General features: G+C 56.1%; 15 protein-coding genes and 1 riboswitch. Of the genes, 8 read left to right on the top strand and 7 right to left on the bottom strand.

Going from position 1 to position 22,918, the window contains the following annotated elements:
• Positions 1-282 precede the first annotated feature (282 nt).
• Positions 283-2,862, bottom strand: coding sequence for a U32 family peptidase (locus G5B47_RS08155; RefSeq protein ID WP_165096538.1), 2,580 nt, complete (start codon positions 2,860-2,862; stop codon positions 283-285).
• 319 nt (positions 2,863-3,181) lie between these two features.
• Between G5B47_RS08155 and rfbA the strand changes: the two genes are divergently transcribed.
• Positions 3,182-4,060 (top strand): glucose-1-phosphate thymidylyltransferase RfbA, encoded by an 879-nt coding sequence (rfbA, locus tag G5B47_RS08150; protein WP_165096535.1) that lies wholly within the window; start codon positions 3,182-3,184, stop codon positions 4,058-4,060.
• Between the two features lie 19 nt (positions 4,061-4,079).
• A complete protein-coding gene (gene rfbC / locus G5B47_RS08145; protein WP_165096532.1) occupies positions 4,080-4,640 on the top strand; it encodes a dTDP-4-dehydrorhamnose 3,5-epimerase in 561 nt (186 codons plus the stop codon).
• 185 nt (positions 4,641-4,825) lie between these two features.
• On the opposite strand, the gene G5B47_RS08140 is transcribed toward rfbC, so the two are convergent.
• The 3 genes from G5B47_RS08140 to G5B47_RS08130 form a co-directional block, all read right to left on the bottom strand.
• On the bottom strand, positions 4,826-6,748 hold the full coding sequence (locus G5B47_RS08140) for a stalk domain-containing protein (protein WP_165096530.1): 1,923 nt from the start codon (positions 6,746-6,748) through the stop codon (positions 4,826-4,828).
• Positions 6,749-6,775: 27 nt separating this feature from the next.
• A complete protein-coding gene (locus G5B47_RS08135; RefSeq protein ID WP_235949769.1) occupies positions 6,776-7,879 on the bottom strand; it encodes a S1C family serine protease in 1,104 nt (367 codons plus the stop codon).
• Positions 7,880-8,022: 143 nt separating this feature from the next.
• Positions 8,023-8,232, bottom strand: coding sequence for a hypothetical protein (locus G5B47_RS08130; protein ID WP_165096527.1), 210 nt, complete (start codon positions 8,230-8,232; stop codon positions 8,023-8,025).
• 473 nt (positions 8,233-8,705) lie between these two features.
• Here G5B47_RS08130 and G5B47_RS08125 point away from each other — a divergent pair, with 473 nt between their 5' ends.
• Positions 8,706-10,340 (top strand): nitrite/sulfite reductase, encoded by a 1,635-nt coding sequence (locus G5B47_RS08125; RefSeq protein WP_165096524.1) that lies wholly within the window; start codon positions 8,706-8,708, stop codon positions 10,338-10,340.
• Positions 10,341-10,479: 139 nt separating this feature from the next.
• Here G5B47_RS08125 and uvrA read toward each other — a convergent pair whose 3' ends face one another.
• Together uvrA and uvrB are read right to left on the bottom strand one after the other, a co-directional pair.
• Positions 10,480-13,353 (bottom strand): excinuclease ABC subunit UvrA, encoded by a 2,874-nt coding sequence (gene uvrA / locus G5B47_RS08120; protein ID WP_165096522.1) that lies wholly within the window; start codon positions 13,351-13,353, stop codon positions 10,480-10,482.
• 461 nt (positions 13,354-13,814) lie between these two features.
• A complete protein-coding gene (gene uvrB / locus G5B47_RS08115; protein WP_165096519.1) occupies positions 13,815-15,806 on the bottom strand; it encodes an excinuclease ABC subunit UvrB in 1,992 nt (663 codons plus the stop codon).
• Positions 15,807-15,988: 182 nt separating this feature from the next.
• On the opposite strand from uvrB, the gene G5B47_RS08110 reads away from it, so the two are divergent.
• The 4 genes from G5B47_RS08110 to G5B47_RS08095 all read left to right on the top strand — a co-directional run bounded on the left by G5B47_RS08110 (position 15,989) and on the right by G5B47_RS08095 (position 20,079).
• Positions 15,989-16,768 (top strand): flagellar motor protein, encoded by a 780-nt coding sequence (locus G5B47_RS08110; protein ID WP_165096516.1) that lies wholly within the window; start codon positions 15,989-15,991, stop codon positions 16,766-16,768.
• Complete coding sequence (locus tag G5B47_RS08105; RefSeq protein WP_165096514.1) at positions 16,765-17,640, top strand: flagellar motor protein MotB; 876 nt, start codon at positions 16,765-16,767, stop codon at positions 17,638-17,640. The genes G5B47_RS08110 and G5B47_RS08105 overlap by 4 nt, the downstream gene beginning before the upstream one ends.
• A gap of 427 nt (positions 17,641-18,067) precedes the next feature.
• The gene (locus G5B47_RS08100) at positions 18,068-19,291 is read left to right on the top strand and encodes an AGE family epimerase/isomerase (protein WP_165096511.1); all 1,224 of its coding nucleotides are present in this window, start codon (positions 18,068-18,070) and stop codon (positions 19,289-19,291) included.
• Positions 19,292-19,437: 146 nt separating this feature from the next.
• Positions 19,438-20,079, top strand: coding sequence for a hypothetical protein (locus tag G5B47_RS08095; RefSeq protein ID WP_165096509.1), 642 nt, complete (start codon positions 19,438-19,440; stop codon positions 20,077-20,079).
• Between the two features lie 657 nt (positions 20,080-20,736).
• On the opposite strand, the gene gcvH is transcribed toward G5B47_RS08095, so the two are convergent.
• The gene (gene gcvH, locus G5B47_RS08090) at positions 20,737-21,129 is read right to left on the bottom strand and encodes a glycine cleavage system protein GcvH (RefSeq protein ID WP_165096506.1); all 393 of its coding nucleotides are present in this window, start codon (positions 21,127-21,129) and stop codon (positions 20,737-20,739) included.
• Between the two features lie 183 nt (positions 21,130-21,312).
• A riboswitch (glycine riboswitch) is annotated at positions 21,313-21,409 on the top strand.
• A gap of 403 nt (positions 21,410-21,812) precedes the next feature.
• Here gcvH and gcvT point away from each other — a divergent pair.
• Positions 21,813-22,916 (top strand): glycine cleavage system aminomethyltransferase GcvT, encoded by a 1,104-nt coding sequence (gene gcvT / locus G5B47_RS08085; RefSeq protein WP_165096504.1) that lies wholly within the window; start codon positions 21,813-21,815, stop codon positions 22,914-22,916.
• The last annotated feature ends 2 nt before the right edge of the window (positions 22,917-22,918 follow it).

Here is a 22,918-nt window from a genome sequence, read left to right as displayed (position 1 = left end):
GTGTGGCTCCTTTGAGTAAAGTTAGATTCCGTTATGTAGAACACATTCATTAGGATGTAAGATCGGTTGTTATACTACTATTATATCAGCTTCATGGGTATATTGTCAGATTTGGTCATGCGAAAGAATGGAAAAACGATGGGGAAAACTCGCAAGAAAAAATGTCGGAAAGTATGACACTATCAAATTTTAAAAGCCCCCGCCAAGATGACGGGAGCTGTAGAACGTTTGAGGTGCATGCGGACCTTTTGGCGAAGTGTTCTGTTCCAATTACTTCATCAGTTACTTGACGAGCTGTCCCCGGGTAACGCCAAGCTGGTTGGTCGCTTTGAGCGTCTTCCAGACCTGGGTTCCGGAAATTTCGCCGCGCAGCGCCTTACTGTACAGGTCAATGACCTCGGCTACCTGCTCGGGCGTCTCTTCCAGAAACTCCACGCGGAACGTCGATACGCCCAGTTCGCGGAAGTTGTTCAGATACTCGGCGCCGGACTGCTCGATCGCGTTGTAAACGGTGTTGCGGCAGCCTTCATCGACACGGACGGGATGGGACATACCGATCCGGTCCTGCAGGGAAGCCCGGTGGCTCTCGCACGGACGGCCGCAGTTGGTAAAGTCGGTTCCTTCGCTCAAAAAGGTGCAGTAGACGCAGTGCTCTGTATGATACATCGGCAGATGCTGGTGGATGACAACTTCCAGCTGTGAAGTGCGGGTGCGCCGCAGCAGATCGACCATCTGCTGGATATTCAGGTCATACGACGGCGTTACCAGGTCACAGCCGGCTTCCAGGAACAGGTCAACCGCTTTGTGGTTGGCGATGTTCAGCGAGAAATCGCCGATGAGCTGCGGATGCACAGCATCCGGCTCTTCCTGCCGGCGGCGCAGGTAATAATACAGCGCGCCGGTATTGCGCACCAGCACCGCATCGGGCTGAAGGCGCAGGATGTTGGCATGGTAGCCGTTCTCTCCGGGCATATGGATGCGCGGCGTCGCCAGCGCGATTCTCGCGCCCGCTGCCCGAACGGCCTCCACCGCTGCCGGGAACTGCTTGATAAATTCAAAGTCGGCGTAGATGAACGTTACGCCGGCCTTCAGGGCAGCCTGCACCTGCGGCAGGCTGCGGCACAGCGCGGTGAGCTGCGCGTCACCGCCGCTGGCAAAGGCGCCGCCCGCTCCGAGCGGGGCGGCTGTTCCCACGCCGTCCGGCCGTGCCGGGACGGCGCTTCCGGCGCCGCGCGAAGCGGCGTCGCCGTACACCTCCACCGCCCGTTTCACGTATACGGGCGGTTTCGGGCGCTCGCCCGCAAGCTGCTCCACCGCGCGGCGGCGGATGCTGTTCAGCTCGCGCATCGGCACGATGACGCCGCCTTCGAGTTCGGCGTCCAGCCGCTCAAGCTGGAAGATCGTGCCGCCGAGGCGGCCGAACTGCTCTTCGAGCAGCGCGGCGTCCATCGGCCGCTTGTTCGCCGTCTCCAGCACAAGCTCGGAGTCGACGCGGACGGTGACGTCCTTCTGCACGTCGGTCCACCAGGTAGAGAGCGGCTCGCCCGCACGGCCCGCCGCTTTGACGTGGACCGGGAATACCCGGTACGGCTTCTCCGTCTCAAACGTCTGGCGCAGCGCCTTGTCCAGCGCCGGGTCGTTCGTCTTCCAGATGCGGTCGCCGACATGCAGGCGGCCAAGGTTGACGTCGCTGCGTCCCGGGATAATATCGACGATCCAGCCTTCCTGCGCTTCGCCCTCGAGCTTCACGCCTTTGCGGCGCAAATCGTAGATGCGGCCGCCTTCCTCTTTTTTCGTGGGATCGCCCGCATCGAATACAATGCCGTCGCCGCGCTTGATCGGCGCTTCAATCCGGCAGACGACTCCGTCGCGCAGAATCTGCTCCACGGTGCCAAGGTAGACGCCCCGGCTTTTGGGAAAGGTGCCGTCCACCAGCTTTTTATTGTTCGTCCCTTCCAGGAAGCCGTGGGTGAAGCCCCGTGAGAAGCTCTGCTGCAGCTCCCGCATTTCTTCCTTGGAGGGCGCCGACCATTTTCCATCGAAATGACGCTTAAGCGCCTTGCTGTACTTGCCGACCACATTCGCCACGTATTCAGGACTCTTCATCCGTCCTTCGATTTTGAAGGAAGTCACGCCCGCTTCAATCAGCTCCGGAATAAGCTCGATCGCCGCCAAATCCTTCGGGGACAGCAGATAAGCGATATCGCCCATCGGCTTCACTTCTCCGTCCACGACGAGGTCGTACGGCAGCCTGCAGGCCTGCGCGCATTCGCCACGGTTGGCGGAACGGCCGCCCCACATCTCCGAGGTCAGGCATTGGCCCGAATAAGAGACGCACAGCGCGCCGTGCACGAACACTTCCATCGGCAGACGGGCCTGATCGCCTATCGTACGGATCTGCTTGAGATTATTTTCCCGGCCGAGCACGACGCGTTCCATCTCAAACGGCTTAGTGAATTCCACCGCTTCCGGCGAAGTAATCGTCATCTGCGTCGAGCCATGAATCGGAAAATCCGGCGAAATCTCGCGGATCAGCTTCACCAGCCCGAGATCCTGCACAATGACCGCGTCCACGCCGGCGTCGACACAGGCCTCGATTAATTCGCGGGCATCCTCCAATTCATTTTCAAACACCAGAATATTGAACGTCAAAAACCCTTTAACCCCATAGCTGTGCAAAAAGGCCATGATTTCCGGCAGCTCGTCCATCCGAAAATTATTCGCTCTTGCCCGGGCGTTGAATTTCTCTACGCCGAAATAGACGGCATCCGCCCCGTTCGCCACCGCTGCGCGCATGCAGTCCCAGTCGCCCGCCGGAGCAAGCAGTTCCACGTCTTCCCTGCGCATATCCCTTTCTTTCATCTATATCCTCCCAAACCGTCCGAGGGACGGGTCTATTCATATTCAAAAAGTCCAGGTGATCCAGACTTCCACGGATTTAAAACAGATTTAAGGTCGTTTAACCTATCTATTGTATCAAATATCACATCTGCATGCTACAAGCTTATCCATACCAATCTTCTACATTATTCTATCACTTGAAACGAAGCAGAAAGGAACTGGAATGGATTTCTTCAAGCATATGGAAAAGAGAAATAGACATCTATCGAGCGTTAAGCGTAAAATATACCTAGCCAAGTTTACTTATACTATATTGTAGTAGGGAGAGCTGACCCAGAAGATGAAAGGCATTATTCTAGCAGGCGGCAGCGGCACGCGACTCTATCCTTTGACCATGGTTACGAGCAAGCAGCTGCTGCCGGTTTATGACAAGCCGATGATTTACTATCCTTTATCCACCCTTATGCTCGCGGGGATCAAGGACATTCTGATTATTTCCACTCCCGAGGATACACCGAGATTCGAGAGTCTGCTGGGCGACGGTTCCCAGTTCGGTATCTCGCTTCAGTACAAAATCCAGCCGAGTCCCGACGGACTGGCACAGGCTTTTATCCTTGGCAAAGACTTTATCGGCAGCGACTCGGTTGCGATGATTCTCGGCGACAATATTTATTATGGCGCCGGTATGCGGCAAATCCTGAAACGGGCTTCGGAAAAACCATCGGGCGCCACAGTTTTTGGTTACCACGTTCCCGACCCGGATCGGTTTGGCGTTGTGGAGTTCAACCAGGACGGCCGAGTCCTCAGCATCGAAGAAAAGCCCGAGCAGCCCAAGTCGAACTATGCGGTTACGGGGCTGTATTTTTACGATAACCGGGTTGTCTCGATTGCGAGCAGCGTCAAACCGTCCAAGCGGGGCGAACTGGAAATCACTTCGGTTAATGAGGAGTATCTGCGGCTGGGCGAGCTGGATGTGGAGCTGCTGGGACGGGGCTTTACGTGGCTCGATACCGGTACGCATCAGAGTCTGGTGGACGCGACCAATTTTGTCAGAACGATCGAGGACCATCAGGGTATCAAAATCGCCGCCCCCGAGGAAATTGCATATATTAACGGGTGGATTACCGAGGATCAGCTGCTGGCCTGCGGCGAGAAGCTGAGCAAAACCGGCTACGGCCAGTATTTGATCAAAGTGGCCACCGGCAGAATCAAATATTAACGCGGAAAGAGTGAAATAGATGAAATTCACCAAAACGAATCTGGAAGGCGTGCTGATCGTTGAGCCTGCCGTGTTCGGCGACCATCGCGGATGGTTCATGGAAACCTACAGCCAGGCAAAATTTCTGGAGCAGGGGATCGATCTGACCTTTGTTCAGGACAATCAATCCTACTCGGCGGTTAAAGGCACGCTGCGCGGACTCCATTACCAGCTGAACCCGAAAGCGCAGACGAAGCTCGTCCGGTGCACGCGCGGCGTCATTTATGATGTCGCTGTCGATATTCGCAAAGGAAGCCCTACCTACGGCCAGTGGTTCGGCATCGAGCTGAGCGCGGAGAACAAGAAGCAGCTGCTGATCCCCAAAGGCTTCGCCCACGGCTTCATGACGCTCACCGAGGACGTCGAGGTACAGTACAAATGCGACGAGCTGTACGCGCCGGATTGCGACGGAGGCATTCTGTGGAACGACCCGGACATCGGGGTAGAGTGGCCGATCGATGTGGTGCCGGTGCTGTCGGCCAAAGACGAGAAGGCGCCGCTGCTTAAGGATGCGAACCTCAATTTCGTGTACAATGCTTAAGCAAGAAGAAACGGCTTCGCCGTCCTCTGAAAGAGGAAGGCATCCGTTTCTCGTAGAAATATAAGACAAAATGATAAGCGCTCAGCTTATAAATTCTTATATTTTGTAAAAAGAGAACCTCCAAACCGCCCTTTTGCGGTCTGGAGGTTTTTTGCGTTTGAAGCATCAAGTACGGTCTCTTACTCTTACTTGCCCTCGTCCGTGAACCGGAACGACTGAAACGTCCGATCCAGCATCGCCTGCTGCGCCTCCGTCGCGTTCGCATCGCCCAGCGTGGCGGTCAACGTATACACGATATCCTCGCGGCTGAAGACGAAGACCCGAATGTGCAAGGGAATGCCGTTCTTGTTGTGTCGCACGGTCATTTCCACCGCCGGTACTCCGGCAAAGGTTGTCTCCCGCTCCTGCTCGATGAACGGACCCTGCGGGTCGCCGGCCGTATTCCGGTAAAATTCTTTAAGCTGATTAACGGTATACTCCATCGAGCCTTCGGGCAGAACCGCGATCTGGAATCTGCCGCCGGTGAACCGGTAATCGACGACCTGCAGGTCGAATATACCCTGGACAGGCGTCCACAACCGGGGCATGTCGATAGAATACCCGTAGGTTTTTGATGTTTTGGTGACGGTTTTATTTTTCAGCGAGGGATAGTCATCCTGCTCCAGGCGGCCGAAGTTCTCTTTGACGGTGTCAAAATCAATCTTCAGCGACGCGAGAACAGCCGCGAATTTCGCCTGATCTTCGTCCTGCCCCGCTGCAGCGGCATATTCTGCATAGTAGCGGTAGCCGTTCTTTAGCAGCAGCGTCTGGTAAACCGTCATCCACCCGCTGCCGTCATTATAGCGGACTTCCCGCACCCTCGCCGGAACGCCGGAGATCTCCGCATCCGTAATCCCCTGCTCACTGCAGGCTTCCGGAACAAAAAGCTCCGCATCCTTCTGACGCAGCTCCTCTTCCCAGCTATCCAGCGTCGAAGCCGGCGGCGCCGAGCTGATATTCAGCTTCAGATAGCTGCCGTCTTTGCTCCCATAGAGGAGATGGCGGTTGTCCATGCTCCATCCGGCGGGGACTTCAAGCGAGATGCCGTAATCGTCACTGCCGGCAGAGCGCATACCGTTCCGAACCGTGGACAGGTCCCTAATTGAGCGATCCTTCTCGTCGAAAGACGGGCGGAACGAATTCAGCAGCCCGGCGTACTTGGCAAAATCTTTGTAATTCTCTGCTTGATCATCGGTCAAATACAGCTTATACAATCGCCCGTTGGCGTAATAAGCGCGGCCTTCCCATAAAGCCCCGGAAGGGTCCTTGCTGACAATGCGGGCATAGGGAACGACAGCCTTCGGAAAAACCTCCCGGTCCAGCACGACCTCGCCGCCGTCCTCAGAGCTGCGCACAAGCTGATCCAGCAGGTCGTCTGCGTCCGAGGCGGCCACCTGCGGCGCAACATGCACCTCCAGATAATAGGCGTTATCGGCGCTCATGAACGAAGACACGCCCTCCTCGCCGCCGCTGTCGCCGATGATCAGCCCGGCCGGATATTGCATGCTCCATTCCTCGTAGCTGTTGCCGACCTTCGTCTTGCCCGCTTCACTGTCAATGCCCCCCTCCGGCAGGCTGCCATCTCCCGAATTTGCCGAATTTGCGGCAGGGAGCGCCACAACGATACTTCCTCCATTACCGGAAGACACCTCCGCACCGATGACCCCGGCGACAAAGCGCAGCGGAACCATAAGAACCCCGTTCACCATGCGCGGCGGAGCGGCCAGCTTTACTTTCTGCCCGTCCCTCCAGGCAGTCGTCCCGCCGATCGTCATTGCGCCTGTATGCGGACCGAAGGTCACTTTAATAACATTATCTTTTGCGAGCGAGACGCCGCTGCCGAACGCTTTTTTGAACACCCCGAGCGGGACCAGGACACTGCCATTCTCGGAAAAAGGCGGGGCGATGACGATACCCTGACCATTCGCTTTGGCTTGCTTGCTGCCCACTTTCAGCGTCAGCATAAGCTTCTCTTTCTCCGCCGCCCCTGCATCGTTCACTGGCAGCATGGCCAGTATAATCAGCGCCGCGAGCGCGGCATGCAGAACTTTCAAGCACATTTTGTTCATATCGGCTCTCCCCGCTTTCGCTTCCCGTTACTCTTCCGTTTTATCATCTGCGCTGCCGCCGTCATCCGTACCCACGATCGGATCTCCCTCACCCAGCACCAGCTTTCGCTGAACGATATCCCCTCCGCTCTGCATGAGCAGCTGTACAGTCTGTCCCGGGCGATAGCTTTTGAACAGCTCATTGATATCGACCGCCGAGGTCACGCGGTGGCCATCGATGCTGTACAACTCGTCGCCTTCGGCAATACCGGCCTTCCGCGCTGCCGCCGAGACCGCCTTGGTAACCGTCAGCGGGTCTTCCGCAGGCAGGCCGACAATGGCGGACCAGCTCTGCTGAAGCTCAAGCCCCAGGCTTGGACGCCTCACTTCACCGTAAGTGAACAGCTGCTTAATGATATAGCGGACCGTTTCGGCCGGAATCGCAAATCCCGTATTGTCCACACCGACCGCCGAATATTTCATGCTGACGATCCCGATGACTTTACCGTTCATATCGACAAGGGGACCGCCGCTGTTCCCCGGATTGATGGCGGCATCACTCTGCAGAAGGCGGTATGAGGCATCGACCACCCGCCCGGAGCCGCTGACGACGCCGACGGTGGCGGAATTGCGGAGCGCAAAAGACAAGGGCGCGCCAATCGCGACGACCTTTTCGCCTACTTTCACACTGGATGCTCCGGCCAGAGAGGCCGGCTTCAGATGGGCCGCGTTGATTTTGAGAATCGCGATATCGCTGAGTTCATCCGCATAATAATCGGTGACGCTGTATGATTTGCCGTCAGATGTCACAACCGTGGCCTTTTGCATGGATTTGATAACATGCGCATTGGTGACGATCCAGCCGCCGCTTGTAAGAATCACGCCCGAACCGTGCACCAGATTGTAGCGGTTGTCCAGCCCCGTATTTTTTCCGCCCTGGGCTTTGCCGATAATGCCGACGACGGACGGAGACACGCGTGCATAGATTTGCGGTACCGGGTCCGCGGCTTGCAGCTCCGCCTTTTTAGAGGATGGGTTCACGGAGGCAGCCGCTGCGGACACGGGTACGCTTAAAGATAGGGCCAGTCCCACGGCAAGGCCGCACAGCAGCAAGCGCGAAGCTTTGTTTCGCATCATACTGAATCTTCCCATAGGTTTATCCCCTTTTTACTGTTCTGTATTATCGCTCGGCCGCCTCGCATCCGAAAAAAAGACACCCTTACTCCCGCAGGCGGCAAAGGTGTCTTTCGGTAAACGAAACTTTTTTTCTGAATCATTCGTGAAAAACCGGTTCTTCAGCTCAGCCAATATTTAACCATGGCATAGTCGGAAATGAGAAAGACCAGCAGACTGACGACTCCGAAGGCAATCGCGAACTTGTTCTTCTGCGGGGCCCTGATCAGCCGGACCACCCCGGTCGCTATGAGCACCGTGAACAAAATCATAAACACATCAAAGGTATGAAATCTGGACGCAGTTGCCGTAGCGGCTTCCGCAAGCAGCATAGCCCTACCTCCTTATCAGGATTGTCAAGCGGACCTGCCCGTCAGCCGCATAGTCCGCCCTTTTGCACCATGCCTTATCACCTCTATGTTACCGTTACCAAAGACGGCGCGCAATAGAATTTTTTCCAAAAACCTATGTACTTGTGACCACATTCATTGACACCCAATGCGCATATTAAATTCTCAAGGGGCCTGAACCGGGAAATCTATCAATCTTCTGCTTCTATCTATATCAACGGGTTTGTCCCTGTTTGAATCTTACGCGCCGCTGCCCCGGCATATACCTAGTTATTTATCAACGGAATCTGGAGATTCCATAAACAATTGTTATATGAGGTATACCTTACTTCACATACGGGAGGGCGTACATTTGATACCATAAACAAATATCACAGGGACCTCGTCGGATTTAGATCAGAAATGAGCGCAAATCAGGCGCAAACCGTCAAGGATTGAAGAAGGAGGCTGCAACAATGGCATACGAGCCGATCTGGACCAAAGAACCGGACAAGCTGTCCAAATTCGAACTGGTCAAACTGGAAAAAGACGGACTGGACGTCATCCGTACCATTATTGAAAAATACGCGCTGGAGGGCTACGATTCCATTCCGGTCGATGATCTGGACCTGTTCAAATGGGCGGGGGTGTACCAGCAAAAGCCGAAGAACGGGCATTTTATGATGCGTGTCCGTATTAACTCCGGCATTATGACTTCCGCACAGGCCCGGACGCTGGCCGATATTTCCCGGCTTTACGGCAGAGAGCTCGTCGATATTACAACCCGGCAGGCGATTCAGTTCCACTGGCTGACGGTGGAGAACTTTCCGGACATCTTTAAACGCCTCGATGCGGCTGGGTTATATTCGTTCGAAGCGTGCGGCGACTGCCCGCGTACCATTGTCGGCAATCCGCTCGCCGGAATCGACAAAGACGAACTGCTGGATACGAAAGCCCTTGTCGATGAAGTGAACAGCTTCTTCATGCTGAATCGCGACTTCTCCAACCTGCCGCGCAAGCTGAAAATGTCGATTTCGGCCAATCCGTATAACAACGCCCATGCCGAGATCAACGATTTGGCGTTTACGCCTGCCATTAAGGAGATTAACGGTGAGGAAGTCATCGGCTTCCATGTGATGGTCGGCGGAGGACTATCCGCCAAGCCGCATCTGGCGCAGAAGCTGGATATCTTCGTTCGCCCGGAAGAGGTGCTTAAAGTGGCGACAGGCGTGGCTACGATCTTCCGCGACTATGGATACCGTGAGAAACGGCACCATGCCCGGTTGAAATTCCTGATGGCCGATTGGGGCGCGGAGAAATTCAAGGACAAGCTGGTTGAACTGATCGGAGAACTGCCTGCACGGGGCGAGGACAAAACGATCGGCTGGCAGGCCGCCTATTTCTATGGCGTGCAGCCGCAGCCGCAGCAGGGACTGAATTATGTCGGCCTGAACGTTCCCGTAGGGCGGCTTAACGCCGATGAGCTAACGCAGCTGGCCGATCTGGCCGACGCGTATGGCGACGGACATATCCGGACGACGATGTCGCAGAACGCGATTCTCAGCGGCGTACCTGACGACAAGGTCGACGATCTGCTGGCCGCGCCTCTGCTGAAGCGTCTCACGCCTGCACCGAAGCCTTTCATCAGCCGTACTGTCGCCTGCACCGGCAACGAGTTCTGCAGTCTGGCTCTGGTGGAGACGAAAAAGCGGGCCGTCGCCATTGCTGAGTTCCTGGACGAACGCCTGGCACTCGAAGAGAACGTGCGCATTCATATCATCGGCTGCCCGAATGCCTGCGGGCAGAAGCAGATCGCCGACATCGGGCTGCAGGGAGCTTTGGTGAAGACCCCTGAGGGCATGGTCGAAGCCTTCGATATCGCCATCGGCGGTACGCTGGGCGGCGGCGCGCAGGGACCGGCCGCGAAGTTCGCGCAGCCGCTTAAAGGGCGCGTCAAGGCGGATGAAGTAGCTGGCGTGCTTGAGCAGCTTCTTCTGTTCTACAAGAGCGAGCGCACTGCCGACGAAGGCTTCCATGCTTTCGCTGAACGGGTTGGCCTGCCGGCCTTCCAGGACAAGCTTAGCTCCATCCTGGCCGCTCCAGCCTCTTGATGGATTATTACTTGGGCTACAAACAAATGACCTCAACCTCCACAGTCTCGTGGGGTTGAGGTCATTTTTGCGCTGTTCCCAGCTAAATTTTTGCATACTTTGGGGACAGCCTCTATTTCCTTTTAAATACCTTCCTTGCTTAGTTCGCTTCCGCCGCCTGGAGCGTCAACGCCTCCGTACGTTCCCGATCACGATGCAAAATCGGCTTCAAATACTTCCCGGTATACGATTCCGGCACTTCGATGATTTTCTCCGGCGTCCCGGTTGCCACAACCGTTCCGCCGCCGCTTCCGCCTTCCGGCCCCATGTCGATGATATGATCCGCCGTCTTGATGACGTCCAGATTATGCTCGATAACAAGCACAGACTCGCCCGATTCAACCAAGCGGTGCAGCACCTCCAGCAGACGTCCGATATCGTCGACATGCAGACCGGTCGTCGGCTCGTCCAGAATATACAACGTCTTGCCTGTGCTCCGGCGGTACAGCTCCGATGCGAGCTTCACACGCTGGGCTTCCCCGCCGGAAAGGGTCGTTCCCGGCTGGCCAAGCTTGATATAGCCGAGGCCTACATCCAGAAGCGTCTGCAGCTTTCGGTGAATCTTCGGTATGTTCTGGAAAAATTCCGTTCCGTCCTCCACCGTCATCTCCAGCACATCGGAAATGTTCTTCCCTTTGTACTTAACTTCCAGCGTTTCGCGGTTGTAACGTTTGCCCTTGCAGACTTCGCATGGAACATAGACGTCCGGCAGGAAGTGCATCTCGATCTTGATAATGCCGTCGCCCCGGCAGGCTTCGCAGCGGCCGCCCTTGACGTTAAAGCTGAAGCGGCCCTTTTGATAGCCTCTGATCTTCGCTTCATTCGTCTTGGCGAACAAGTCGCGAATATCGTCGAACACCCCGGTATACGTTGCCGGATTAGATCTCGGCGTACGCCCGATCGGCGACTGGTCGATATCGATGACCTTGTCCAGCAGGTCAAGGCCGCGAATTTCTTTATGCTGGCCCGGACGCACCTTAACCGCTTTGTTCAGCTCCCTGGCCAGACTCTTGTACAGAATTTCGTTGACCAGCGACGACTTGCCGGAGCCTGACACGCCCGTTACCGCCGTGAAGACGCCGAGCGGAATTTTGACGTTCACATTTTTGAGGTTATTTTCCTTCGCGCCCCGGATTTCCAGCCAGCGCCCGTCGGTCTCGCGCCGCTTGGAGGTAACCGGAATGAACTTGCGTCCGCTGAGATACTCGCCGGTCAGCGAGTTCGGATCGTTCATGATTTCCTCCGGTGTTCCCTGGGCGATAACCCGGCCGCCGTGGATGCCCGCTCCCGGACCGATATCGATGATATAATCCGACGCCAGCATCGTATCCTCGTCATGCTCGACGACGATCAGCGTGTTGCCGAGATCGCGCATATGCGCAAGCGTCGAGATCAGCCGGTCATTGTCCCTCTGGTGCAAACCGATGCTCGGCTCGTCCAGGATATACAGCACGCCCATGAGGCTGGAGCCAATCTGTGTCGCCAGCCGGATACGCTGGGCCTCTCCGCCGGACAGCGTACCGGCCGAACGGCTGAGCGTTAAATAATCGAGGCCGACATTGACGAGGAACCCGAGACGGCTGCTGATTTCCTTGAGAATAAGATTGGCAATGGCCGCTTCTTTCTCGTTTAGGACGAGTTCGCCGAAGAAGCGCTGGCCGTCCCCGATCGACAGATCGGTGACGTCGGCGATATTCTTTCCGCCCACCGTCACACCCAGGATTTCACGTTTCAGCCGTTTGCCTTTGCACACAGGGCATGGCTTGGCGCTCATAAAGCCTTCGATAAATTCCCGGATGCCATCTGACGCAGTCTCCCGGTAGCGGCGCTGAAGGTTCGGGATAATGCCTTCGAAGGGAACGAGCGCTTCCTTCCGCTGCCCGAAGTCGTTCTCATAGCGGAAGCGGATCTTCTCGCTGCCCGTGCCGTTCAGCAGCTTGTTCATATGCTCAGGCGACAGCTCGCTGACCGGGACATCCTGGGGAATATGAAAATGCTCGCAGACCGATTTCAGAAACTGCGGGTAATAGTTCGACGTACTGCCGGTCCAAGCCAAAAAAGCGCCGTCTTCAATCGATTTCTCCGGTTCCGGTACAAGCAGATCGGGATCGACGACCATTTGCGCTCCGAGCCCGTCGCATTCCGGGCAAGCCCCAAATGGACTGTTAAAGGAGAACATGCGAGGGGCCAGCTCTTCCATGCTGAAGCCGCAGATCGGGCAGGCAAAGTTGGAGCTGAACAGCAGCTCCTCCTGTCCAATGATGTCGACGAGGATTTTTCCGCCTGATAGCTTCAGGGCCGTCTCAATCGAATCCGAAAGCCGCGATTCAATATCATCCTTGATAACGATCCGGTCAACCACAACCTCGATCGTATGCTTCTTGTTCTTCTCAAGCTCGATATCCTCGGATAAATCACGCAGCTCGCCGTCCACACGTACGCGTACGAAGCCCTGCTTCGAAATGTCTGCAAACAGGCTCTTATGCTCGCCTTTGCGGCCCGAAATGACCGGAGCGAGAATCTGCAATCTTGTCTTCTCCGGATACTGCATGATCCGGTCGACCATCTGCTCGACCGTCTGTGACGTGATCTCTATGCCGTGGTCCGGGCAGTGAGGATGTCCGACCCGCGCGAACAATAGCCGCAGATAATCGTAAATTTCCGTCACCGTTCCCACGGTGGAACGCGGGTTGCGGCTCGTCGTCTTCTGGTCGATGGAAATGGCCGGAGACAAGCCGTCGATGGAATCAACATCCGGCTTCTCCATTTGGCCGAGGAACTGGCGCGCGTAAGCCGACAGGGATTCCACATACCGGCGCTGCCCTTCGGCATAGATGGTATCGAAGGCCAGCGACGACTTGCCGGAGCCGCTCAGACCCGTCAGGACGACAAACCGGTCGCGCGGTATCGTCACGTCAATATTTTTGAGGTTATGCGCCCTCGCGCCTTTGATGACTATGTTTTCGTTCGCCAACGGTATGTCCTCCTTAATGTGTGGTGCTTATCCTCCCAAACCCTCCCAAGGCTATGCTTCCGAAGCGAGTTTCCCTTCGGAAAACTTTTAGGAGGGCCCCAAGGGTTCCGACCTCTGGACACCCGCAAATTTTTGGTGGGGGGAGGCAGGTTGACTCTGTTTAGTTGCTTCTGTGCAGGAAGCCGCTTATCCCTGCGGGACCGCTCGAACGTTTGCGCTCGCGAGGGTGATTGGTTGTAGTGCGACTGCCGGCAAGGATCGCTTTCCCTTCCGGGATTCGCTTTTCGCTAGCGATTCGTGCGTTTATTTCCACTCAGTCTGCTTGGATCGCTCTCCTTACGGGATACGCTTCGGTCGGCTCAAGCCTCCGGCTCCCCGGCAAAAAGCACGAAGAACGGCCTAAGAATTAGCGCCGTTCGAATAAATGCACATGCTATCGTGATGCCAGGCTTCTCTTCTGTTTACTCGGCCCGAAGCTCCAGCAAGGCGTCGCGCAGCTCGGCGGCGCGCTCGAACTGGAGGTTCTTCGCGGCTTCCTTCATTTCGGCTTCAAGCCGCTGCATCAGGCTCTGACGTTCTTTCTTGCTCATCTTGCCGCCCGCGCCGGTCAGGTAGTCGGCCTTGGATTCGGCAACCTTCGTCGCCTCGATAACGTCCCGCACTCTCTTGTGGATCGTCTGCGGCGTAATGCCGTGCTGTTCGTTGTAGGCGATCTGGATGGACCGGCGCCGCTGGGTCTCGGTAATCGCCTTGTCCATGGATTCCGTGATATGGTCGCCGTACATGAGCACCTTGCCTTCCGAGTTACGGGCGGCGCGTCCGATCGTCTGGATCAGCGATCGCTCGGAGCGCAGGAAGCCTTCCTTGTCGGCGTCGAGAATGGCGACCAGCGAGACCTCCGGCAAATCCAGTCCTTCTCTTAACAAGTTAATACCCACGAGAACGTGAAACGTACCGAGCCGCAGGTCGCGCAGAATCGCGATCCGCTCCAGCGTCTTGATGTCGGAATGCAGATATCGCACCTTGATCCCGATTTCCTTCAGGTAATCGGTGAGGTCTTCCGCCATCTTCTTCGTCAGCGTCGTAATCAGCACGCGCTCGTCGCGGTCAAGCCGTTCGCGGATTTCGCCGATCAGGTCGTCGATCTGCCCTTCCGTCGGACGCACCTCGATGATGGGGTCGAGCAGACCGGTCGGCCGGATGATCTGCTCCACCATCGTGTCGCATTTCTCCAGTTCATAAGGACCGGGCGTAGCCGAGACGTAGACGATCTGCTTGACCTTCTCCTCGAATTCCTCGAATTTCAGCGGCCGGTTGTCGAGGGCGGACGGCAGCCGGAAGCCATGCTCTACAAGCACGGTCTTGCGCGCCTGGTCACCGTTATACATCGCCCGGATTTGCGGAAGCGTCACATGCGACTCGTCGATGACGATCAGCATGTCGTCCGGGAAATAATCCAGCAGCGTATAAGGAGTCGCCCCGCGCTCGCGGAAGGTCAGCGGTCCGGAATAGTTCTCGATGCCGGAGCAGAAGCCGACCTCCTTCATCATCTCAATGTCGTAGCGGGTCCGCTGCTCCAGCCGCTGTGCTTCCAGCAGCTTGCCGGCGTCACGCAGTACGGCCAGGCGCTCTTCCAGTTCCCGCTCGATGTTGACCAGAGCAAGGCGCATCGTCTCTTCCTGCGTAACAAAGTGGGAAGCCGGAAAAATAGCGACATGCTCCCGCTCCCCGATCAGTTCCCCAGTGAGCACATCGATCTCGGTAATCCGCTCGATTTCGTCGCCGAACAGCTCGACGCGAATCGCATGCTCCCCTTGCGAAGCGGGAAAAATCTCGACCACGTCGCCGCGCACCCGAAACGTGCCGCGCACGAAATTGATGTCGTTCCGCTGATACTGGATATCCACCAGCCGGCTTAAGATCTGATTCCGCGGTCTTTCCATCCCCACCCGAAGCGACAGCAGCAGACTGCCGTATTCCTGCGGCGAACCGAGGCCGTAAATGCAGGACACACTCGCAACGATAATGACATCCCTTCGTTCGAACAGCGAACTCGTCGCGGAGTGGCGGAGCTTGTCGATCTCCTCATTGATGCTGGAATCCTTCTCAATATAAGTATCCGAAGACGGGATATAGGCCTCCGGCTGGTAGTAGTCGTAATAACTCACGAAATAATCGACCGAGTTATGCGGAAAAAAATCCTTGAATTCACTCGCCAGCTGAGCCGCCAGCGTCTTGTTATGCGCAATGACCAGCGTAGGCCGGTTCACCTTGGCGATCATCTGCGCAATGGTAAACGTCTTGCCCGTACCCGTCGCTCCCAGCAGGGTCTGGTGCTTCATGCCCGCGCTTAGGCCTTCCACCAATTCTCCGATGGCGCGGGGCTGATCGCCCTGGGGTGTGTACTCGGACTCCAACTGGAAGGTCTTCGTACTGACGACAATATCATTCATTTGCCCGTCTCCCCCTTAATCGTCTAAAATATATGAATATATTAAACCATTCTTATCTCAAATACCGTTCTTCATACGAAAGTGAAAAAAAGGAATATAAGAATACTTGTTCCCGTCAATTATACATGTCCTGCCGCATTCATGCAAACCTAATTATATAGAACAATTAAGGAGTATACCCGATGGATATAACCTCAATAATCGGTATCATTGCCGGGCTCGCCGCCCTGATCGGCGGATTTTTCTGGGAAGGGGGACGCGTGTCAGGCCTCCTGCAATGGAACGCCGCCCTGATTGTGTTCGGAGGCACGATTGCCGCGGTCATGATCAGCTTTCCCGCCCGCACGCTGCGGGACGTTCCGGCAGCGGTGAAGATGGCCTTCGGCCGAAGCCGGACCCGCCTTGACGAGCAGGCTGAAGAGCTGGTGGAAATGGCTCAGATCTCCCGCCGAAGCGGCGTCCTGTCACTCGAGTCCCGGGCGGAGGCGCATCCCGATCCCTTTACACGCGAAGGTCTGCAGCTTATCGTGGACGGCACGGACCCCGGACAGGTTCGTCAAATCCTGGAGCTCGAGATGGACGCGGCGGAGCTTAAAGCTGAACGCTATGCCAAAATATTCGAGGCCGCAGGCGGCTACGCGCCCACCATGGGCATTATCGGAACCGTCATGGGGCTTATCCGCGTTCTCGGCAACCTCACCGATCCTTCGCATCTCGGCCCTTCGATTGCTGTCGCATTCACCGCAACGCTCTACGGGGTCGCCAGCGCCAACCTGCTTCTCCTGCCCATTGCCTCGAAGATCAAGGCGCGGAGCCAGCTCCGGCTGCACGGCATGGAGATGCTGCTTGTAGGCATTCTGTCGGTGCAAAATGGAGATCCCCCCCTGCTCGTACGCAAAAAGCTGGCGTCCTTCCGTCAGGAAGGGACGGATGAGAACACTATGGCGGGAGCCCCGTCATGAGGCAGCGGGGACAGCGGATTCGCCGGCGGGAGAGCCGGGAGGGCCGGGACCGCTGGATGATCACCTACGCCGATCTGATTACGCTGCTGCTGATCTTTTTTGTTGTTTTATATGCCATGAGCAGTCTCGATCAGGAAAAATACGGCAGCGTAATCGCCTCGCTTCAGCGCTCCTTCCAGACCGGGAGCGGCAATCTGGACGGCGGAAGCGGGGTGCTGAACGGCGAGAACGGTCTGAAAAACGGGCAGAACGGCGCCGGCGGCGGCTCTACGGGCCTTCCCTCCCCCTCGTCCGCACCGAGCGCCGGAGCATCAGCCGGAACGGGTGGCGAAAACGGCCAGGCCGGAGCGACACCTGGCGCGGAAGAGCCGCCGTCGCCCCGCGAGCTGGCCTTCCGCCGGCAGGAAGAGAAGCTGGCCGAACTGATGAACGTGATCACGAGGTACGTGAAGGACAATAGCCTCGGCGACCAGATTTTTGTCGCGGACAAGCCGCAGGGCATCGCCATCACCCTCAGCGACCGTTTCCTGTTCGACGTCGGGAAGGCGGACCTCAAGCCCGCGGCGCTCCCCGCGCTGCGCCAGTTGTCCGGTCTGTTCCGCGGCATCGGCGCGACGGTCAGCATCGAGGGTCATACCGACAACACGCCGGTGCTTCCTTCCTCCCGGTATGCGGACAACTGGGAGCTGTCGGGAGCGCGCGCGCTGTCCGTCCTGCGCTTTTTTCTCGACGAGGAAAGCCTGAGCCCCGGCCAGTTCCAGTATGCGGGGTACGCCGATACGCGTCCCGCCGCAGACAACACCACGGAGAGCGGACGCCAGAAGAACCGCCGGGTGGAGATTATCGTCCTGCGGCAGCTGCAGGAGGAATGAATGGCTTTGAAAGCCAAGAGCGTCTTTGAACCAAACGCGCCACATGCCCGACCCATAGCGTAGACTCCCTGCTGAACCCGGTGTAGGACGAAGCCTGCGGGAACAGCCAACTATAACTGAAGCAGCAAAACACGAATAAGCCTGCAAAGCGGATTTTCGGCGGCACCCATTGCCGTTCACTAAAATCGGCTTTTTCGTGCTGCTTTTTTATGCACAGGTTCTCCTGCCCGACCGGACTCAAGGACTTTAATGGCGCCGCCAAGTTTACCTCTTCCTTAATTGCGTTAAGTATCATAATGACTAATCCTAGCCACAATATGCATATACAATTATTAACAACTTTAATCATTAATAACTTTAAGTAGAAGGAATGGCAATAAGCGCTCGGCTTATAAATTCTTATCTTTTAATAAAAGAGGGATGATCCATGAACGATTCGCCATTCACCTGTCCCGATTTCGCTGATCCTTCATTTTTGAAGCGGCATATTCTGGATTCGGTTCGTTTCTACGCTCCCCGCTGCATCGACCATGTCAACGGCGGTTACATCAATTGCTTTCTGGACGACGGGACCGTATGCGATTACGAGACGAAACATCTGGTGGGAATGACTCGGTTCATTTATACGTTCAGCGCCGCTCTGCTGGTTGGAGGGCCTGAGGAGTACCGCGGGGCTGTGGAGCACGGGCTGCGCTTTCTTCGGGAGTACCAATGGGATCATGAGCACGGAGGATATTTTTGGATACTGAAGGGCCGGAATCCGGTTGACAAAAGAAAGCTCGCTTACGGGCACGCTTTTGCCTTACTGGCAGCCTCTACCGCTCTTAAAGCGGGAATCCCCACAGCGGGGGCGATGATCGGTGAAGTCTATGATGTACTGGAGAAGCATTTCTGGAATGAACAGGACGGCCTGTACGCTGATGAGGCGTCCCGAGACTGGTCTGATGTGTCTCCCTATCGCGGACAAAATGCAAACATGCATCTAACCGAAGCGATGATGGCGGCTTACGAGGCTACCGGCGAAAAGCTCTATCTTGACCGCGCCAATACGCTCGCGCATTCCGTCATGTTCAAGCTGCTTCCGCAATCGGGCCAGCTAATCTGGGAGCACTTCACCGCCGACTGGGTAATCGACTGGAATTACAACAAGGGGAATATCAAGAACGAATTTCGGCCTTACGGCTATATTTTCGGCCATTCCATCGAGTGGGCCAAGCTGCTGCTATTGCTTAAGCGGTTGTGTCCGCAAGCATGGCTTGTGCCGCAGGCGGAGCGGTTATTCCGGGAGGCGGTGGATAAAGGGCTGGACCGGCGGTATGGCGGTATTTTTTATTCAATGTCTCCTGAGGACGGACGAATCATCGATTCGGATAAGCGGTACTGGGTCATGGCTGAGACGATTGGCGCTGCCGCCCTGCTCGCCGAAGGCACGGGGCAGCCGGAATACCGGAAGTTTTACGAGGATATTTTCGGCTACTGCTGGACCCATTTCGTCGACCATACTTATGGAGCGTGGTATCAGCTTTTGGATGAGTCTAACCGGAAGTACAACAGCATCAAAAGTCCGCCGCCGAAGACCGACTATCATCCCATCACCAACTGCATAACGGCTATTTCCGTTTGGGAAACCGCAGCAGGCAAGCCTTTTTGAGCGGATACGCAATTCGAATGGGAGCGGCTTTAGGCCGGGAGATTCAGAGGTAATCCAGGGAAATTCACAGGAAATTCATGCGTAATTGAACAGGAAAAAATATACATTGTGTGGAAAGAGTAAGCAAAGGAGATGTTGCGATAGCCATGGCTTCTCTTGTCCGCGCTTTACGCGATCCGAACCGGTGGCGAACTATCGGGGATACCGTTGGCCTGCCATTGGTCAGTCTCGTTTTTCATGCCATTTTTCTAATGTTTCTAATGAGTTTCGGCGGGTTTGTATTTTTCTTAGGGGTCTCTCCGCATCTGTTCTGGGATGTTCCATCAGGTATGCCGACAGGCTGGAGACTTGCGGTGATAAGGAGCTACTTGCTGGCCTTTGGCGCTTTGTACGCGCTCGTCTGGTGCGGGTATTGGTGGATTCTGCGGGCTTTAAAAGATGGCAAGATCCGGACGTTTCCGCTTCATGTACTGGCCGCCTGGCTGCCTCTTCTCGCGGGGGTGTATTTTGCCGATCCGGTCAACAATCCGAATGCCATGATTCCGACCCCGGTCGCCGAGATCACCTTTACGATGAGCACCGCCTTGATGACCGCTTCGCTGTTCCCTTTCTACTCCGCAGCCGTTTATTGGCTGGTGCTTTCCCCCTCTATCCGGAGGCCCCGGAAGATAGGAAGGCTTCTCGGACTGTGGATTCTTTTTGCGGCGGCCTGCTTGTTCCTGGAGCCCTACTTTTGGCATCTGGCGCCATCGATCTACGAGGGAATCGCCGGGTTTCCGACTCGGTAGCGGCAGGCGGAACGGCTGGAAGCAACAAGACGCAAGGCTAAACAACCTCACCCATCATGCAAAAAACAAAAAAGGCGGGCCTTGGTCCAGCAGATCGGTCCGCTGTCAAAAGCCTGCCCAGTAAGACGGCCAGAGTTAGGCGAATCCGCCGCTGTACCAAGCCCGACCGTAGATTCCGGACCTGGTCCGGTGAATCCGCCGCTGTGCCAAGCCCGCTAAAATCCGGCATTGGTCCGGCAAATTTGCCACTGTCCAAAGCCACCCGTGGTGTTTTTTCGTTTATAATTCCGTATGCAATATGGCTCAAATTCCGCCTCCGGCAACCTCAGCAGAGTGGCATTCGCTCTTCCACCCGCCAAAATCGAAACAAGCCGAAAGAGACGAAGCGGAATTTCTCCCTTTTATTTTTCCAAAAAGAGACCTCTTTCCGAACTAAGCTGGAAAATTTCCCTCTTAATTCGGCGCTTTAGCCGGAAATGAAGAAAAAACAGCGAATAAACCGGAGGTTTTCCTGTTTATTGAGCGAATTATCTTTTTTCCCAAAAATAAACCGGAGGTTTTCCCGTTCACTCAGAAATCCGATGCCGGTCCAGGTACGAACAGAATTATCCCATTAACTTATTTAGCCGATTAGCAGGTTGGCCGATTACCGGTCTCCTACTCTCCAACCAGCTCACGATAAGCCGCCGCATCCAGCAGCCCGGCCGTCGCGGAAGCGTAATCGCCCTCGATCTCCACCTCGTAAATCCAGCCCTCGCCGTACGGCTGCTCGTTCAGCAGCTCGGGGCTGTCTTCCAGCGCCTCGTTGACCCGTGTCACCGTTCCCGAAATCGGAGAATATAATTCGGATACGGTCTTGACCGATTCGATGCTGCCTACGCTGTCGCCGGCGCTCACCGCCGCGCCGATTTCCGGAAACTCCACGAACACGATATCGCCAAGCAGATGCTGGGCATGGTCGGTAATGCCTACGCGGACGATTTGGCCCTCGCCCTGCTGCGCCCATTCATGCTCTTCGCTGTACCGAAGATTGTCTAGCACTTCACTCATTTTCGATTGCCGCCTCTTTTCGTTATTGGGAGTCTTAAATTAGTTATAGACTAAGTTATGCCCTTATCAGGTGTCAATATATCTGACAGGAAAATATATTTCATCCGGTTTTGATCGAATTATGTTGACATCGGGATGGGATTCCAGTATTAATGGAGTGAGAATAGTCACATACAACTGCGAATGATGGCATAGGGAGAGACCGTCCCTGAAGACGGCGCCGAAGGAGTAAGCCTTGCACCAAGGTGAATCTCTCAGGCAAAAGGACCTCTGCCGGACGCATCTCTGGAGAGCACCGGGCGCCTGACAGCGAACGGTCACCAACGGGGAAACCCGCTCAAAGCCAAAGCGCAGCCAGAACGGCCGCGACTTGAGCTGAACAGCCGGACTGCCGAAGTCCGAAAGCGGGGTAACTCTCAGGTACAAAGGACAGAGCGAAAGACGAACGAGTGTGCTAATGCTGCGCAATTCGTCTTTCGGCTGTCCTTTTTTGCGCTTGCCACTAGAGTCGCCAACGGGATTCACGCATCTGGTTTTGGAATGGGCTGCAGTGGGAAAGCTACATTTTTGCGGAATACTTGGGCTCGGCACGAAGAAACGCCGGACGGGGTCCCCGCTGGACGCTGCTACGTTTCTTTTGAAAATATATTTGTATTTTAAAAAAAACCACGGGGAGTGACGACATGAGCGCTTTGAAAAGAACGCCTTTTTTCGCCTTCTACTCCGCTTATCCGGAGTCCAGGAGCATTGATTTCGGCGGCTGGGAGCTGCCGGTGCAGTTCGCCGGCATCCAGAAAGAGCACGAAGCGGTGCGCAGCCGTGCGGGTTTGTTCGACGTCTCGCATATGGGCGAATTTATGGTGACCGGCAGCGGAGCGGAAGCTTACCTGCAGCGCATGACGACCAACGATGTTGGCAGGCTCGCGGACGGCCAGGCGCAGTATTCGCTCCTCTGCTATCCGGACGGCGGCACGGTCGACGACCTGCTTGTCTATCGTCTGGGTGAAGGACGCTACATGCTGGTCGTGAACGCCTCCAACATCGGCAAGGATTTTCAGTGGCTTCAGGACCATCTGCCGGAGAGCGGCGTAGAGCTTACGGACCGCTCGGAGGAGACACTGCTGCTCGCGGTTCAGGGGCCGCATGCCGAGCGGATCTTAAGCGAAGTCACCGATGTGCCGCTGGCGGATCTGAAGCCGTTCCATTTCGTGGAACGGGCGGCCGTGTGCGGCGTGGAAGTGCTGCTGTCGCGCACAGGCTATACCGGCGAGGACGGCTTCGAGCTGTACGCTCCGGTAGATGCTGCGGCGACGCTGTGGAACGGGCTGCTCGAAGCGGGCAGCGCCCACGGGCTTATGCCGGCTGGCCTCGGCGCGCGCGACACGCTTCGCTTCGAAGCGAAGCTGCCGCTGTACGGCCAGGAGCTGTCGCAGGAGATCTCGCCGCTAGAAGCCGGGCTCGGCTTCTTCGTGAAGCTGGATAAGGCCGATTTTATTGGCCGCGAGGCGCTGCTGGCCCAGAAGGAGCAGGGCGTTCCGCGCCGCCTGGTCGGCATTGAAATGATCGACCGAGGCATTCCCCGCCCGCATTATCCCGTATACGCGGGCGGCCAGCAAATCGGTGAGATTACGACCGGCACGCAGTCGCCGACGCTAAAGCGGAACTTGGGACTTGCCCTGGTGGATGCCCGCTATGGCGAGATTGGTACGGAACTGGAAGTGGAGATCCGCGGCAAGCGGCTTAAAGCTGCCGTCGTGAAAGCCCCTTTTTACAAGAAAAGCCGTTAGAA

This window comes from Paenibacillus apii, from assembly GCF_011043685.1.
GTDB classification, from domain to species: domain Bacteria; phylum Bacillota; class Bacilli; order Paenibacillales; family Paenibacillaceae; genus Paenibacillus_AQ; species Paenibacillus_AQ sabinae.
This window is presented reverse-complemented; position numbering and strand designations above follow the sequence as displayed.